The following is a 15,519-nucleotide window of genomic DNA, read 5'->3' on the forward strand; positions in this document are numbered from 1 at the left end:
GCCGTTGTGGTCAGCGGGGGTGGGCGCCGGCGCGAGAAGCCAGGGCTTGGCGGAGTTCGGTCAGGAAGCCGGTGAAGTCCTCGCGGAATCGCTTCGCGGTGACGTGCAGAACGATCCAGTCCTCACCGAGTAGACGGTTGAGGCGACGCCGGTCGCGGTGGAACTGCTCGGGATCGTGGTGCCACAATCCGTCGTACTCGACTGTCACTTTGAGATGCGGCCAGGCCAGGTCGAGACGAGCCAGGAACTTCCCGTCCCGCTCCACGACGAACTGGGTCACGGGAGTAGTGACCCCGGCGAGCACGATCCGCACCCGCAGTCGGGACTCCGGCATCGACTCCGCCCCGGCGTCGGCCAGCTCGACCACCCTTGCCATGCTTCTCCAGCCCCGCTTACCGATCTGCGCTCGGGCGTCCGTGTGCAGTTGGGCGAGATCCACCAGGTGTTGGTGGGCAAAGCGGTCCACAATGGCGACGGCCTCCTCTGTCGGCAGCCACTGGGCCAGATCCCAACAGGTGCGCGTCGGCGTGGTCAGCGGGACGCCCTGGCGTACCGCCACGTCGGTGCTGGCGAGCGTGCCGGTGTGCACGACGAACCCCGATACCGGCCCGAATCGCTGACCGGCGGGCACAAGCACCTCCACGGGCTGCGCGTCGGCGGCCGATGCGGCGCCGTAGAGCACTGCCGCGCTGCGGCCAGCGATCACCACGCCCGGTGGCAGCACCCACCGTGCCGCGGCGGCGCAGCGAGTGCGATGGGTGAGCGTCAGGTTGGCATCCGCGTACACGTCCCGAAACACGGGGCGCCATGCCGCGCTGCGCAACTCCGTCCGGGTGAGCAGGCCTTGAGCGACGACGTGAGAGCCGCGGAAGACGCGCCCCTGCAGCCTCGCCGGCCGTCGTGGGGAAACAGGCATGACCTCACCCTGACCGCCGGAACTGCCCGTTGGCAGCCCCTGTGGATAACCCCTTGCGCTCCGGGAACGCCAAGATCCGCGCAACTTCCGGGTTCTTGCTGCCTCCCGACATCCTGAAGCAGCAGCATCCCTGAAGTTGCGCGGATCTTGGTGAATGTGGGGTCTGGGAGGCGGGCGCGGCGAGGGTGGGTCGTTAGGCGGCGGTGGACCAGATGGCGCGGAAGGCGGCGGCTTCGCCGGCCAGCCAGCGTTCGATCTGCTCGGGCTTGGCGTCGGAGGGCATGCGGTGGGCCTGGCCTCGGCGGACGTCGACCAGGACCGGCTCGGCGTGCGGAAGGACCGCGTCCATGTGTCGGGCCATCAGGTGCAGGGTGGCGAGCACCGACTCCTCGGTCGGCGGGGCCTCGTCGAAGTGCAGGCGGACCGCTTCGGCGCGGCCGTCGGCGTGGCGTACCCCGAAATGGGGGTTGATCTTGACGGGTAGGTCGCCCAGCATGGCCAGGGCGTCGCGGGTCTGGGCGAGGTCGACGGCGGCCGGGTCGCCGAGGGAGTGCAGCCAGGCCGTGGCGCCGGGGACGAGCGCCTGGTAGAGCGGGCGCCAGCGCGGCTTGACCACGTCAACCACCCCGGTCAGGTGGGTGCCGCCGGTGTGAAAGGCGATGTCGGCCTTGAGCGCCTTGACGAACTGGCCGTGCGGGTTGAAGCCGGACCGGCTGGCGCGCTGCTTGCGCAGCCCGCCGACGAAGGTCGCCTTGGTGGGGCCGGTGCGGTCGACGTAGCGGGTGAAACCGAGCAGTGTGGCGTAGGGGGTGATGGGCGTGGAGGTGGGCGCGGTCACGGGCGTCCTCCCAGGTCAGGATCTTTATTAGTACATACATTCTAATCGACAGGTCTGACATTGCCCAGCGAAGTTGAGGGGTGGACCGCTGTCCCGTCCGCCGATAGGTGGCCAGTCCGATCGAAGGTGGCCAGCGGCGCCGTCCCGGAGATGCTGCCCGCGACAGAGGCAGGTCCGGGCTAACTTCAAGATCGGCATCGACGGAAGCCGGTGCGCCGGGGTGGGCGCCGTCCGGCCTGGTCATTCCGGTCGGAACGCTCCGGCCGGTTCGCCGCGGATCTGCCAGCCCAGAGCGGAGTAGAGCCCTCGCCCGTCGGCGGTGGCGAATAGCAGCCCCGTGGTCAGGCCTTCGTCCAGGGCTCGGTTAGCGAGGATGGACATCACGGCGCGGCGCGCTTGAGAGAGGACGAAGAGGCGCTCATCGAACCATGATCATGATCCTCGGCTGGATTACGGGCGGGAGAGCTCGTCCTCGACGAACGTGGGCTTGGCCAGCGTGAACGCCGGGATGGCCGCCACGAGGGCGACGGCGAGCAGGAACAGCAGCGGAAGGGTCCACCCGCCGCTCACGTCGTGCAGCAGGCCGACGAGCAGTGGACCGAGCGCGCCGAGCGCGTACGCGACCCCCTGGGCAAAGCCGCTCAGCGCGACGGTGCCGGCCTGGGTTCGGGTGCGTACGTTGATGAGCACGAGGCTGACCGGGAACAGGATCGAACCCGAGCCGATAAGCAGCACCCAGAGCAGTGTGAGGGTCGCGGGCGCGAGCAGCAGGCCGAGGTAGCCGAGCGCGAAGCTGGCGATACCGGCGGCGATTAGCCGGCCGACACCCTGCAGCCGCGTGACGAGCAGGGGCGCAACGAGCGCGATGGGCGCGCTGATGATGCCGGTGACGGCGAGCAGCGCACCGGCTTCGGTCGGCGTCGAGTCGGCGATGTCGCCGAGGATCTCGGGCAGCCACGCGAAACACGCGTAGGTAAGGATCGTGCTGGTCGAGAACACGACGGTGATCGATAGGGCCGTGCGGGACCGCCACAGTCGCGTGACGAGGGTGGTGGGCGAGGACTCGACGGCGTCGGCATCCGGGAGTCGGCGGCGGCGCTCCCGCGCGATGGTGACGAGCCACGGAACGAGCGCGACCCCCGAGCTCGCCGCCCAGATGCCGAGCGAGAACCGCCACCCGACCTGCTCGGCGACCGGGGCGGCGACCGCCGCGGGCAGGGCCGTGCTCACGCCCAGGATGCAGACGTAGACGGCGGTCAGCAGCGCTACCCGGTCGGGGAAGTAGCGCCGCACGATCGGCGGCAGCAGCACATTGCCGATGCCCGTGCCGGCGAGCGCGACGACACTGCCGACGAGCAGCACCGCGTAGTCCGGGGCGGCCGCGCGCACGAGATGGCCGACGGTCATGAGCAGCAGCGCCAGCACGATGCCGCCGTCGAGGCCGATGCCGCGGGCGACGCGCGGCGCGACGAACCCCGATACCGCCAGCAGGATCGGTGGCAACGTGCCGAGCAGCCCGGCGCCGATGTTCGATATCGGGATGTCCGCCCGGATGTCACCGAGGATCGGTGACATCACCGCAACCGTCTGGCGCAGGGTGAGCGCGACGAGCACGATGCCCAGCAGCGCGGCCGCGCGTCCCGCCCACAAGGTAAGGGGCCGGTCCTCTGTCATCCCCTTACTCTAGTGTTCCAGTCGAGATCGTGATCATCGCGGTTCGGTGAGCGCCTGGAAGGCGGATGGCTGTTCAGTTCCGCGCCGCGCCCCCGGCGGCTCAGCTGCTCGGGGTGGCATGGGGTACGGCGTCCGCGCCGAGTTGTCCCAGTCCTGGCCGACGCCACGACTGCTGGCCAGTTACCTGCGGGACCGGACAGCCGCGCCCTGGAGACAGGACGTTTCGTCCGGTCGGGTGAGTGACACGGGTCACTGTCGGTGGGTCTTCGGCGGTAGCATCTGCCCGAGCTCACCGGCCGTTCCCATCCCGGAGTGACGCGGCGTAGGGGCACCCGTATCCGGCATCAGGGCGTCGCGCCGGCCGGGTCGATCCACTCCCGCTCACCTCATCGCAGGAGCATCCGTGATCAATGTCCGATCGTGGCGACGGCGAGCACTGGCTGCCCTCGGGGCGGTTGTGGTCAGCCTCGCCGGGACGCTGGCCTTCATGCCCACGGCGAACGCAGATCCCCCGGGTTTCACCGTCAACCACGAGGCACGGTGCATGGCCGACGGCACCTACCAGATCCAGTGGACCGTCCTTGCCGAGACCGCCCCGACCGACGCGACGCGATACCGGTTCGTCAAGGTCGAGGTGTATCCGCCCGACACCAGCATCGACCCCATCGCTGCCAGCCCCGAAGGCGTCTTCCCGCATTCCCTGGGCAAGCCGGTGACCGGCACCCAGACCCTGCCGGGCACCGCCACCTTCGCCGACCTGGCCGTGTGGGTGCAGTGGGACGACGGCTACTCCGAGACGTCCGGCGTCGCCGCTGGCGCCCCGCTCGACGGCAGGTGCGGGCAGCCGCCCACCGATCCGACGGCCAGTTTCCAGCCTCGGTGCGACGGCACCGTGCTGGTCGACCTGGCTAACCCGCCCGCCGGGCGGACGGTCGATGTGGTGCTCGCGACCTACCCCAAGGGCTACTCACGAACCGTCTCGCTGGCGCCGGGAGCGACGGCGAAGGGCATCGTGGTTCCCCGGGGATACGACTTCTTCTCGGTGACCGTCGCGGGCGCGAGCGAGGCGTTCGCCGTGTACTCCTGGGAGTTCGATCCGGGTCACTGCGTCGTCCCGGACATCCGTGCCCGCTCGACCTGCGAAAAGCTCGTCATCGCGGTGTCGGGACCGAATGTCGGTGTGAACTCGTTGGTCCTCTTCAATCCCAACCACGGCCCGGAGCAGCGGCGGCTCGTCGAAATGGGCACCACCGTCGACGTGTCCTTCCCGGCCGTCGCGGGGTTGGCCGTCGCGCTTCGGTCGGACGCGTTCGATCCGCAGGCCAGCCACCTCAACGGTCCGTACAGGTGGGAGCAGCCCGCCGGTTGTGCCGACGGCGGGGGAGGCGGCCTGCCGGTGACCGGTCAGTCGACCGGCGGCGTGCTCGCCGCCGCCGGTCTGCTGCTGGTCGCGGGCGCGACCCTGTTCGTCGTGGCTCGTCGCCGTCGGATCTGGTTCACCGTCTGACGGGCGACGACGCGTCAGAGCTGGCCGACGTCCGTGATCCGGACGACCGCCGCCCCGACCTCGTCCGAGGCGACGAGGTCGATCTCCGCGCTGATGCCCCAGTCGTGGTCGCCGTCCGGGTCGTCGAAGATCTGCCGGACGGTCCACCGCTCCCGGCCCTGCTCGATCATCAGCAGCGCCGGGCCACGGGCGTCCGGCCCGACGCCGATCGAGTCGTACGCCTCGAAGTACGGCGCGAGGGCGTCGGCCCACGCGTCGTAGTCCCAGCCGTCCTCGGCGTCCAGCTCGGCGAGCAGGTCCCAGCGGCGCAGCGCGGCCAGCTCGACCCGGCGGAACAGCGCGTTGCGCACCAGCACCCGGAACGCCCGCGCGTTGCGGGTCACCGCCGGTGGCCGGTCGGTCAGGGAGGCGTGCGCCTGGGCGACCTCGGCCACGTCGGACGGGTTGCGCAGCCGCTCCCACTCGTCGATGAGGCTGGAGTCGACCTGGCGGACCAGCTCGCCGAGCCACTCGATGAGGTCGATCAGCTCCTCGGTCTTGGCGTCCTCGGGCACGGTCTGGCGCAGCGTCTTGTACGCGTCGGCCAGATAGCGCAGGACCAGACCCTCCGAGCGGGTCAGCCCGTAGAACTGCACGTACTCGGTGAAGGTCATGGCCCGCTCGTACATGTCCCGGACGACGGCCTTGGGGGAGAGCTGGTGGTCGGCGACCCACGGGTGGCCCTGCCGGTACATCTCGTACGCGGCCTCCAGCAGCTCGGCGAGGGGCTTCGGGTGGGTCACCTCGTCGAGCAGTTCGAGGCGGGCCTCGTACTCGATGCCCTCGGCCTTCATCGCGGCGACGGCCTCGCCGCGGGCCTTGAACTGCTGCGCGGACAGGATCTGCCGGGGGTCGTCGAGGATCGACTCGATCACGCTCAGCACGTCGAGCGCGTACGACGGGGACTCGGCGTCGAGCAGTTCGATGGTGGCCAGGGCGAGGGGGGAGAGCGGCTGGTTGAGCGCGAAGTCGAGTTGGAGGTCGACGGTGAGGCGGATCCGCCGGCCCGTCTCGTCGGGCTCGGGCAGCTCCTCGACCACCCCGCCGGCGCGCAGGGCCCGGTAGATGGCGATGGCCCGGCGGATGTGCCGGCGCTGGGCGGCCGGCTCCTCGTGGTTGTCGGTGAGCAGGTGCCGCATCGCCGTGAAGGCGTCCCCGGGGCGGCCGATGACGTTGAGCAGCATCGAGTGGCTGACTCCGAAGCTGGAGGTCAGCGGCTCCGGCTCGGCGTCGACGAGCCGGTCGAAGGTGGGCTGGCCCCAGCCGATCGAGCCCTCCGGCGGCTTCTTGCGGACCACCTTGCGGCGCTTCTTCGGGTCGTCGCCGGCCTTGGCGAGCGCCTTCTCGTTGTCGATGACGTGCTCGGGGGCCTGCACCACGACCCGGCCGATGGTGTCGTAGCCGGCCCGGCCGGCCCGCCCGGCGATCTGGTGGAACTCGCGGTTCTTGAGCAGCCGGGTACGCACCCCGTCGTACTTGGACAGGCCGGTGAACAGCACGGTGCGGATCGGCACGTTGATGCCGACGCCGAGGGTGTCGGTGCCGCAGATGACCTTGAGCAGGCCGGCCTGCGCGAGGGTTTCCACGAGCCGGCGGTACTTGGGCAGCATGCCGGCGTGGTGCACGCCGATGCCGTGCCGGACCAACCGGGACAGCGTCTTGCCGAAGCCGGAGGTGAACCGGAAACCGCCGATCGCCTGGGCGATCATGTCCTTCTCGGCGCGGGTGCAGACGTTCACGCTCATCAGCGCCTGGGCGCGTTCCAGCGCGGCGGCCTGGGTGAAGTGCACGACGTACACCGGGGCCTGCTTGGTCTCCAGCAGCTCCTCGAGCGTCTCGTGCAGCGGGGTCATCGCGTACGAGAAGATCAGCGGGACCGGCCGCTCCACCGAGCGCACGACGGCGGTCGGCCGCCCGGTGCGCCGGGTCAGGTCGTCGACGAACCGGGTGGTGTCCCCCAGGGTGGCGGACATCAGGACGAACTGGGCCTGCGGCAGCTCGATGATCGGCACTTGCCAGGCCCAGCCCCGATCGGGCTCGGCGTAGAAGTGGAACTCATCCATGATCACCTGGCCGACGTCGGCCTTGGCGCCCTCGCGCAGCGCGAGGTTGGCCAGGATCTCCGCGGTGCAGCAGATGATCGGGGCGTCGGCGTTGACGCTGGCGTCGCCGGTGAGCATGCCGACGTTCTCGGCGCCGAAGACCTCGCAGAGCGCGAAGAACTTCTCCGACACCAGGGCCTTGATCGGCGCGGTGTAGAAGGTCGTCCGGCTGTCCGCGAGGGCCGCGAAGTGCGCGGCGATGGCCACCAGGCTCTTGCCCGAGCCGGTGGGTGTGTTCATGATCAGGTTGGCACCGGAGACGATCTCGATGACCGCCTCCTCCTGATGGGGATAGAGGTCGAGGCCGCGCTCCTTCGCCCAACTGGCGAACGCGTCGAAGAGGGTGTCGGGGTCGGCGCTTGTCGGCAGCGCGGCGGTGAGCGTCATATCCCATCCATGGTGCCTGGATCATGCCCCCGCGCGCCAACCCGACCTCCGCCGGGCACCCGTCCGGGCCGGCTCGTCACCGTCGGCGGTAGATCAGGTCGGCCACCGGCCGCCCGGCGATGATCGCCCGCCGCTCGAACTTCGTCACCGGGCGGTGCGCCGGACGCGGCGCGAAGCCGCCGTACGCGTCGACGAGCTCCGGGTCCGCGTCCAGGGTCTCCCGCATCGCCTCGGCGTACTCGGCCCAGTCGGTCGCGCAGTGCAGCGTCCCGCCGGGGACCAGCCGGGAGCGCAGCAGCGCCACGTGCGCCGGCTGGATGATCCGCCGCTTGTGGTGGCGGGCCTTCGGCCAGGGGTCGGGAAAGAAGATGTGCACGGCGTCCAGGACGCCCTCCGGCAGGCCGCTGACCAGCTCCAACGCGTCGCCCTGGGCCACCCGTACGTTGCCGAGGTCACTGCGGTCCACCAGGTCGAGCAGGTTCGCGATTCCCGGCGTGTGCACCTCGACCGCCAGATAATCTCGATCCGGGTCGGCGGCGGCCATCGCGGCGGTGCTGTCGCCCATGCCCGAGCCGATCTCCAGCACCACCGGGGCCCGACGGCCGAACAGGGCGGTCAGGTCGACGGGCTCGCCCGACACGTCCCGGCCGTAGGACGACCAGAGCCGCTCCAGCGCGTCGGTCTGGCGGCCGCTCATCCGGCCCCGTCGGGGGTGGAAGGTGCGGATCGTCCGGCCCGCGGGCGGGACGGTGGCGGGGTCAGGGTCGGTGGTGGTCACAGCGACCCGAGCGTACGCGACGTCGTCCGCGGATCGGATGTGATGTGCGACCGGTAATGAGAGGATCGATCTGGTACGGCAGGCCGGGTGGTCCGCTGCCCGGCGCGGTCCTACGGCGTCGAGAGGGGGCATCGTGGCAGTGACCCGCGGCGGCGTGACCCTGTCGATGGTGACCGTGCTCGCCGGCCCCCTGCTGGCCGCCCTCCCCGCACACGCCGCACACGCCGCTGGCGGTCCGGTGGCCGCCGCGTCGGTGCTCGCCGCGCCGGCTGCCCTCGTCTCCGTCGCCGCCGTGCCCGGTGCGCTCGTCTCCGCTGGTCTCGTGCCCGTCGCCCGCCCGCTCGTGCTCGTCGCGCCGGCGCCCGGGGGTCAGCCCGAGGGCCAACCCGGAGGCGCGCCCCAGCCCGCTCCGCCGGTGGACGTCTTCGTCGAGGTGAGCCCCAGCACGGTGCAGCCCGGCTACCTGGTCGGCATCCGGGCCAGCTGTCGGGACAACTCGGTGGGCGCCACCGTCGTCTCCGACGCGTTCGGCGCGGTCGGCGTGCAACCGCAGCGCGGCGTGCTCACCGCCGCGCCGATGGTCCGCGAGCGCACCCGCCCCGGCAACTACCGGGTCAAGTTGGAGTGCCGCGACGGTGAGACCGCGTCGACCATGCTCCAGGTGGTCAAGAAGGTGCCGTCGCCCCAGCCCAGCCGAGGCCCGGCCACCGGTTTCGGTGGCAGCGCCGGGGGGATGACCGGCAACCTGCTGCTGCCCGGCGGCGCGGCGTTGACCATCACCGGGCTGATCCTCGCCGTGATGGCCCTGCGTCGACCCCGTACCGTCCGTGGCGTCGCGCGCCGCTGAGCCCGCCATGGAAATCTTCCGCCCCACACCCCCGCCCGCCGGCTCCCGCCCGCCCCCGGGTTCCCGCCCGCCCGCCAGTTCGTGGTCGCCCGACGACGCAGAGCCGCCCGCGGGCTCGCGTCCGGCGCGCGATTCGCGTGTCCCCGCCGACCGGCCACCGGTCGCCGACCGACCACCGGTGGCCGCCCGTCCGCCGACCGCCGTCGCTCCTCGGCGCAGCCGTCCGTCGGGCCGTAGCCCCTGGTCGGTGCCGCTGGCGGTGGTGCTGGTCCTGGCGGGCGTCTTCGCCACCGGGGCGGGACTGGGCCGCTCGGTCGGCCCGTTCGACTGGGCCCCGGCAGGTGGTGACCGCCCGGCCCGCAGCGAGACGGTCGGGTTGTCGGCCAGTCGCCCGGTGCGGCTCACCGTCCCGGCGATCAAGGTGGCGGCGCCGGTGGCGCCCGTCGGGCAGGCGCGGGACGGCACGATCGCCGTACCGCCGCTGGAACGGCACAACGAGACCGGCTGGTACGACCGTGGGCCGACGCCCGGCGAGCCCGGTCCGGCGGTCATCGTGGGGCACGTGGACACCAAGAGCGGCCCGTCGGTCTTCTACGACCTGGGCAAGCTGAAGCCCGGTGACCTGATCGAGGTGGCCCGCGCGGACCGGTCGACGGTGGTGTTCAAGGTCGACACCGTCGAGCACTTCCCGAAGGACCGGCTGCCCGCCGAGCGGATCTACGGCCACGACGGCCCCGCCGGCCTGCGGCTGATCACCTGCGGTGGCCAGTTCATCGGCGGTCGTACCGGCTACGCCGACAACGTGATCGCCTTCGCCACCCTCCAGTCGTCGCGCAAGCCCTGACCCGCGCCCGCCGGGCCGCGTCAGCTCAGGAAGTCCAGGAGTTGGCGGGTGGTCTCGTCGGGGGCCTCTTCCGGGATGAAGTGTCCGACCGGCACCGGCCCGCCGCGCACGTCGTCGGCCCACTCCCGCCAGATCGCGAACTCTTCGAACCCGTCGAACATGGCCGGACGCTATCAGCGCACGTCGCCGCCCGGGCGGGTTCCGTCGAGCCCGGGATCGTCGGCAGAGGTGGTCAGGGCTGGGGGACGTGCAGGGCCACCTCGAACTCCAGGAGGCTGGCGCCGGTGGAGACCGGCGGGCGGGGCTTGTCGCCGGGGGCGGCGGCGTGGGCCTCGCGCGACGGGCCGGAGGCCCAGGCCTGGTACGCCTCCTCGCTCTCCCACCTCGTGTAGACGAAGTAGCGGGTCTCGCCGGACACCGGCCGGAGCAGTTCGAAGCCGAGGAAGCCGGGGGAGTTCTCCACCGCGCCGGCCCGCGCCGCGAACCGCTTCTCCAACTCGGGGCCGGCGCCGGGCGGAACCTCGATTGCGTTGATCTTCACGACTGCCATCTGCCCACCCTAGCCAGCGCCGGCGCTCAGAACGCCTCGACGGCGGGGACCAGATCCGCGTCGACCACGATCGGGGCGTGATCGGAGGGGCCCTTGCCCTTGCGGGCCTCCCGGTCCACGTACGCCGAGCGGACCGCCCGGGTGAACGGCGCCGAGGCGTACACCAGGTCGATCCGCATGCCCTTGTTCTGGTGGAACATCCCGGCGCGGTAGTCCCAGTAGGTGAACGGGTGCGGCCCCTTCATCGGGGTCGGCACCACGTCGCTGAGCCCGAGGTCGCGCAGCGCGGCCAGGGCGGCCCGCTCGGCCGGGGTGACGTGCGTGGAGTGGGTGAAGACGGCCGGGTCCCAGACGTCGGCGTCGGTCGGGGCGACGTTGAAGTCGCCGCAGACGGCCAGCGGCAGGCCACCGGCGAGCTCCGCCTCCAACGCGTCGCGCAGCGCCGCGAACCAGGCCAGCTTGTACGCGTAGTGCGGGTCGTCCGGCGTCCGGCCGTTGGGCACGTACACCGACCAGACCCGCAGCCCGCCGCAGGTGGCGGAGATGGCCCGGGCCTCCGGTGCGGGAAAGCCCGGCTCACCCGCGAAGCCGACGCGGACGTCGTCCAGGCCGACCCGGGACAGGATCGCCACCCCGTTCCAGCGGCCGTCGCTGTGGCTGGCCACGGTGTAGCCCAGCTCGCCCACCTCGGCCACCGGGAACGCGCCGTCCGGGCACTTCGTCTCCTGCAGGCAGACGACGTCGGGCCCGGTGCCGGCCAGCCACTCCAACAGCCGGGGCAGCCGGGCCTTCACCGAGTTCACGTTCCAGGTCGCCAGGCGCATGTCTCCACCCTGCCGCATCCGGTGCCGTGTCGCCGGGTCAGCTGCCCGGGGTGTCGCCGGGACGGGTCTGTTCGGCCAGGAACCGTTCCAGCTCCGCGCCGAGCTCGTCGGCGGTGGGCAGCGGACCGGCGTCGGGGGCGAGCAGGTTCCGCTCGCCGCGACCCCGGGCGAACGCGTCGTACTGCTCCTCCAGGGCCTGGACCAGGGCGGCAGCGTCCTCGGTCTGGGCGACCTGCCGGTCGATCTCCACCCGGACCACCTCGGCGGCCGAGCGCAGCCCGTCGCCGGGCAGCAGCAGCCCCGTGCTGCGCGACACCGCGCTCAGCAGCACCTCGGCAGCGGCCGGGTACTCGGTCTGGGCCACATAGTGCGGCACGTGCGCGGCGAACCCGAGCGCGTCGCGACCCTGCTCGCCGAGGCGGAACTCCAGCAGGTGACCGACGCTGCCGGGCACCTGGACCCGTTGCAGCCAGGGCTCGTACCCGCTGATCAACTCCGGACGGGTGGCGTGGGCGGTCACGCCGGTCGGCCGGGTGTGTGGCACCGCCATCGGGATCGAGTTGAGCCCGACGGTGAGCCGTACGTCCAAGCGGGCGGCGAGCCCCGCGACGGCGGCGGTGAACCGCTCCCACTGCAGGTCCGGCTCGGGGCCGGTGAGCAGCAGGAAGGGTGTCTCGTCGTCGTCGTTGAGCAGGTGCAGCTCCAGCTTGGGGGCGTCGAAGCTCTCCCAGTGGTCCTCGACGAAGGTCATCACCGGTCGCCGGGAGCGGTAGTCGAAGAGCTGGTCCACGTCGAAGGTGGCGATCGGCCGCCCCTCGAGCGAGGTGAGCAGCTGCTCGCGGGCCAGCCGGCTGGCGTTGCCGGCGTCCACGAACCCGGTCAGGGCCTGGACCAGGACCGGCTGCCCGAGGTCGGGCAGATCGTCGGTGAGCTGATAGAGCTCGTGTGGGTCGAGCACCGGTGCGGACCTCCCTGGAATGTGCCTACGCGGATGCCGGCGCGGTGGACGGCACCCGATTCGGGCAACGTACCCGCCATCCTGGCGCATTCCTGCGTCGGGCGATCCGTCGACCGCCGACTGGGCGCGATCGGACGAACCACCCGATTACGCCGAACGGCCGATGGGCGGTTCGGCCCAAAGGCCGAGTTTGTCGATCATGTCGGTCCGCGCGGCCCGATGTCCGCACCTGTCGCCGTCCGTGCCGGCCCACGTGCCGCGCCGGTTTCCTCCGGTACGCGAGGTCCGTTCCCCGGGCGGGTCGACCCGCCCCGCTCGTCCACCCGAGGACCCCGATTCTGTGGCGAGGGCCACGTGATCACTGTGGGTGATTGGGGTTTCCGCCTGCCTAGCCTCGGTTGATGCGTGACGACGGCACCCTCGACGACCCGTACGCCCCGAGCAGCCCCACTACCGAAATGGAGGAAGGCACCTCAGCCGAACGGACAACCGCCGCGAGTCGGCTTCGGGCGTACGCCCGCGACCTGACCGGTCGACGCCGCGCCCAGGTGGCCCTCGCCACCGGCGTGGTCTGCTGCCTCGCTCTGGCCGCCGTCGCACAGGTCCGCGACGAGACCGCCGGCGCGGCGACGCGGGTCGACTCGAGCGCCGAGCTGGCGCAGCGCGCCGAGCAGGAGCGCGCGTCCCGCTCTCTCGACCGCGCCGCGACCCCCGCTGCCGCCCCCTCTGCCACCCCGTCCGCCTCCGCGACCTCCGCCGACCCGGACACCACCTCGCGTGCCCGCACGGTCGCCCCGGCGCAGCCGACCGACCCGGCGCCGGTCGCCGGCCTGGACGACGACCAGATGGAGAACGCCGAGGCGATCGTCCGTACCGGACGCAAGATGGGTGTCCCGCGCCGTGGCCTCGTCATCGCGGTGGCGACCGCCATGCAGGAGAGCAACCTCTACAACGTCGCCAGCGGCGTGCTGCCGGAGTCGCAGGACTACCCGCACCAGGGCGTCGGCTGGGACCACGACTCGGTCGGTCTGTTCCAGCAGCGCTCCAGCAGCGGCTGGGGCCCGGTCGGCCGGCTGATGGACCCCGAGTTCGCCACCCGGCAGTTCCTCAGCGCGCTGGAACAGGTGCCCGGCTGGCAGCAGATGCGGCTCACCGACGCCGCGCAGGCGGTGCAGGTCTCCGCGTACCCCGAGCACTACCAGCAGCACGAGTGGCGGGCCACCCGGGTGGTCGACGCCATCGTGCCGGCCAGGCGGTAGCCTACCGACCACTGTGGACGGTGAGGGTTGAGCCTGTCGCGTCCCGGGTACATCCGTTGCGGGTTCGGGGTACACATGACTGAGGGATCACCGACAGGAGGACGTTATGTCTTTGATGCAGCGGATCAGCACCTTCCTGAGATCGCCCAAGGGTCAGCAGCTGGTGGACCGGGGTCGGCGCGAGCTGGCCAAGCCCGCCAACCAGCAGAAGCTCAAGGGGTTGGCGGCGCGACTGTCCAACCGCCGTCGCTGACCGCGCCACCGGCCGTCCTGCCCGTACCCACCCCTGGGGAGACCCGGTGACCGACACCCCGCCCAGCGGCGGTCAGCCCGCCGCGCCCACGCCCGAGCCGTCGGCCGGCCTGCCGGCCGCGCCGGCGGCCGCGCCCGAGGGCCCGCCGGCCCGACTCTGGGACCGGATGCGCGACGATCCGCAGTACGCCCCGGAGCACCTCGCCCTGGAGGCGGTGCGCCGGCTCGGGCCGGAGGCCGCGCAGTGGGCCGCCCGCGCCCGCAGCGAGCACCCCGGTGTCTCGTCCGACGTCCTGGCCGACCAGGCGGCCCGCAAGTTCGTCAACCTGGCTCGCCTGTCCGGGGCGGTCTCCGGAGCGGCCGGGCTGCCCGGCGCCGTCCTCGACGTCGGCGTGCTGGCCTGGACCCAGGCGCGCATGGTCCTGCACATCGCCGCCGCGTACGACGTCGACCCGCTACACAGCGACCGGGCCACCGACCTGCTCGTGCTCCAGCGGGTGCACAAGGTCGCCGAGAGCGCCCGCCTGGCGCTCGGGGTGGCCGCCGGCCGGGAACGCGCCGACGCGCTCTTCGGCCTGGGCGGCCAGCGCCCGCTGGGGCGGGTCATGTTGCAGCTCGGCGTCCGGCTGGCGCAGATGGCCGGCGTTCGGGCCGCCAAGCGACTCGTCGCCAAGATCGTTCCGGGTGCGGCGATCGTGCTCGGCACCTGGGCCAACTCGTCCGCCACCAAAGACCTGGCCGAGCGCTCCCGGGCGCTCTACCGTCGGCGCGGCACCGCGGTCCCGGAGCCCCGCCGCTCCTGAACCGCCCTCGGGTGGTTCAGTCGGCCAGGCCGGACGAGCGCCAGGTCACCTCGGCCAGCCGGCCCTGACCGGTGGCGTTGGGGTGGAACCAGTCCAGCGGGTTGAGCAGGTCCAGGGTGAAGCGGACCTTGTGCGCCGCGCCCCCGTCGTGCCGGCAGCGCGAGCCGTACGCCCGGCAGGCCGCCACCAACTGCGCGTTGTACGCGTCGATCCGGGCCCGGACGGCGGCCCGGCGGGCCTTGTCGGCGGGCGCCGTCGACGTCGCGTTGGCCAGTAGCGCCGGGCAGATGCCCCGCCGCCACGCTCGTGCCGCCCGCGCGTCGCCGTGCCCCACCTCCCAGAGCCGGTAGAGGTCGGGGATGCTCACCACCAGCACCCGGGCCTTCGGCCGGCCGGTCCGCAACACCCGCAGGCCCCGGTCGACGTCGGCCCGGAACTGGGTCACCGGGGTCATCGCGTCCACGCCGCCCCGACAGATGTCGTTGGCGCCGATCAGCACGGTGACGTAGTCGGCGCGGTCGCGTACGGCCGCCTGGGCCTGGCCTTCGAGGGCGTCGGCGCGGGCGCCGGGCCGGGCGTGGTTGTACGCCTTGCCGCGGATCGCGGGATTCTGGTCGAGCAGCCGGCGATAGTGGCTCTGCACCCGCAGGCCGTCCCCGGTCGACCAGGAGTTGCGCTCGCAGGAGGTGAGCACCAGGCAGGAGGCGAAGCCGGTGCTGATCGAGTCGCCGAGCGCGGCGATGCCGCCGGGCCCGCCGGACGACGGCGGGCTCTTCGTGGGACGGGGGGAGGCCGACGTGCCGCCCTCGCAGGCCAGCGCGACCAGCGCGGCGAGACAGGCCAGGGCGGCAACCCAGCGTCGAGGCATGACATCCCCCGTCTCGCAGCACAGAGCGACAGCGCGGTAACTCTATGCGCTGGACGTGGTCGGGCGGGAAGTT

Annotated in this window: 16 protein-coding genes; 6 read left to right on the forward strand and 10 right to left on the reverse strand. The window is 72.1% G+C overall.

The genetic code is table 11. From position 1 onward, the window contains the following. Positions 1–10 precede the first annotated feature (10 nt). From ACFYPH_RS14645 to ACFYPH_RS14655, 3 genes are all read right to left on the reverse strand, one after another. Positions 11–799 (reverse strand): type IV toxin-antitoxin system AbiEi family antitoxin, encoded by a 789-nt coding sequence (locus ACFYPH_RS14645; protein ID WP_387181958.1) that lies wholly within the window; start codon positions 797–799, stop codon positions 11–13. A 310-nt stretch (positions 800–1,109) separates the two neighbouring features. Beyond that, positions 1,110–1,754: a hypothetical protein gene (locus ACFYPH_RS14650; protein WP_387181960.1), complete on the reverse strand. Its 645-nt coding sequence runs from the start codon at positions 1,752–1,754 to the stop codon at positions 1,110–1,112. Positions 1,755–2,204: 450 nt separating this feature from the next. After that, complete coding sequence (locus ACFYPH_RS14655) at positions 2,205–3,368, reverse strand: CynX/NimT family MFS transporter (protein WP_387181963.1); 1,164 nt, start codon at positions 3,366–3,368, stop codon at positions 2,205–2,207. Between the two features lie 463 nt (positions 3,369–3,831). Between ACFYPH_RS14655 and ACFYPH_RS14660 the strand changes: the two genes are divergently transcribed. Continuing rightward, a complete protein-coding gene (locus ACFYPH_RS14660) occupies positions 3,832–4,935 on the forward strand; it encodes an LPXTG cell wall anchor domain-containing protein (protein ID WP_354858321.1) in 1,104 nt (367 codons plus the stop codon). A 14-nt stretch (positions 4,936–4,949) separates the two neighbouring features. On the opposite strand, the gene ACFYPH_RS14665 is transcribed toward ACFYPH_RS14660, so the two are convergent. After that, a complete protein-coding gene (locus ACFYPH_RS14665; protein ID WP_355065582.1) occupies positions 4,950–7,463 on the reverse strand; it encodes a DUF3516 domain-containing protein in 2,514 nt (837 codons plus the stop codon). Between the two features lie 76 nt (positions 7,464–7,539). Further along, complete coding sequence (gene trmB, locus ACFYPH_RS14670) at positions 7,540–8,241, reverse strand: tRNA (guanosine(46)-N7)-methyltransferase TrmB (protein WP_387181968.1); 702 nt, start codon at positions 8,239–8,241, stop codon at positions 7,540–7,542. A gap of 130 nt (positions 8,242–8,371) precedes the next feature. Between trmB and ACFYPH_RS14675 the strand changes: the two genes are divergently transcribed. Continuing rightward, the gene (locus ACFYPH_RS14675) at positions 8,372–9,088 is read left to right on the forward strand and encodes a hypothetical protein (RefSeq protein WP_354858356.1); all 717 of its coding nucleotides are present in this window, start codon (positions 8,372–8,374) and stop codon (positions 9,086–9,088) included. A 178-nt stretch (positions 9,089–9,266) separates the two neighbouring features. Then, positions 9,267–9,932, forward strand: coding sequence for a class F sortase (locus tag ACFYPH_RS14680; RefSeq protein ID WP_355065584.1), 666 nt, complete (start codon positions 9,267–9,269; stop codon positions 9,930–9,932). 20 nt (positions 9,933–9,952) lie between these two features. Here ACFYPH_RS14680 and ACFYPH_RS14685 read toward each other — a convergent pair whose 3' ends face one another. The 4 genes from ACFYPH_RS14685 to ACFYPH_RS14700 all read right to left on the reverse strand — a co-directional run bounded on the left by ACFYPH_RS14685 (position 9,953) and on the right by ACFYPH_RS14700 (position 12,264). Further along, positions 9,953–10,093 carry a hydrolase gene (locus ACFYPH_RS14685; RefSeq protein WP_354858314.1) on the reverse strand — a complete coding sequence of 47 codons (141 nt, stop codon included), beginning with the start codon at positions 10,091–10,093 and terminating at the stop codon, positions 9,953–9,955. A gap of 71 nt (positions 10,094–10,164) precedes the next feature. After that, positions 10,165–10,482 (reverse strand): antibiotic biosynthesis monooxygenase, encoded by a 318-nt coding sequence (locus tag ACFYPH_RS14690; RefSeq protein WP_354858312.1) that lies wholly within the window; start codon positions 10,480–10,482, stop codon positions 10,165–10,167. Positions 10,483–10,508: 26 nt separating this feature from the next. Continuing rightward, the gene (locus tag ACFYPH_RS14695) at positions 10,509–11,306 is read right to left on the reverse strand and encodes an exodeoxyribonuclease III (RefSeq protein ID WP_354858311.1); all 798 of its coding nucleotides are present in this window, start codon (positions 11,304–11,306) and stop codon (positions 10,509–10,511) included. Positions 11,307–11,343: 37 nt separating this feature from the next. Beyond that, complete coding sequence (locus tag ACFYPH_RS14700) at positions 11,344–12,264, reverse strand: PAC2 family protein (protein ID WP_354858309.1); 921 nt, start codon at positions 12,262–12,264, stop codon at positions 11,344–11,346. A 401-nt stretch (positions 12,265–12,665) separates the two neighbouring features. On the opposite strand from ACFYPH_RS14700, the gene ACFYPH_RS14705 reads away from it, so the two are divergent. From ACFYPH_RS14705 to ACFYPH_RS14715, 3 genes are all read left to right on the forward strand, one after another. After that, complete coding sequence (locus ACFYPH_RS14705) at positions 12,666–13,523, forward strand: peptidase M23 (RefSeq protein WP_363935910.1); 858 nt, start codon at positions 12,666–12,668, stop codon at positions 13,521–13,523. A 106-nt stretch (positions 13,524–13,629) separates the two neighbouring features. After that, the gene (locus tag ACFYPH_RS14710; RefSeq protein ID WP_354858304.1) at positions 13,630–13,776 is read left to right on the forward strand and encodes a hypothetical protein; all 147 of its coding nucleotides are present in this window, start codon (positions 13,630–13,632) and stop codon (positions 13,774–13,776) included. Positions 13,777–13,822: 46 nt separating this feature from the next. Beyond that, positions 13,823–14,578, forward strand: a complete 756-nt coding sequence (locus tag ACFYPH_RS14715) for an EcsC family protein (RefSeq protein WP_387181975.1) — start codon at positions 13,823–13,825, stop codon at positions 14,576–14,578. Between the two features lie 16 nt (positions 14,579–14,594). Here the strand turns inward: ACFYPH_RS14715 and ACFYPH_RS14720 are convergent, their stop codons facing one another. Next, positions 14,595–15,446 carry a GDSL-type esterase/lipase family protein gene (locus ACFYPH_RS14720; protein ID WP_355065590.1) on the reverse strand — a complete coding sequence of 284 codons (852 nt, stop codon included), beginning with the start codon at positions 15,444–15,446 and terminating at the stop codon, positions 14,595–14,597. Positions 15,447–15,519: the final 73 nt, after the last annotated feature.

It is taken from the genome of Micromonospora sp. NPDC005252 (assembly GCF_042872475.1).
Classification (GTDB): domain Bacteria; phylum Actinomycetota; class Actinomycetes; order Mycobacteriales; family Micromonosporaceae; genus Micromonospora.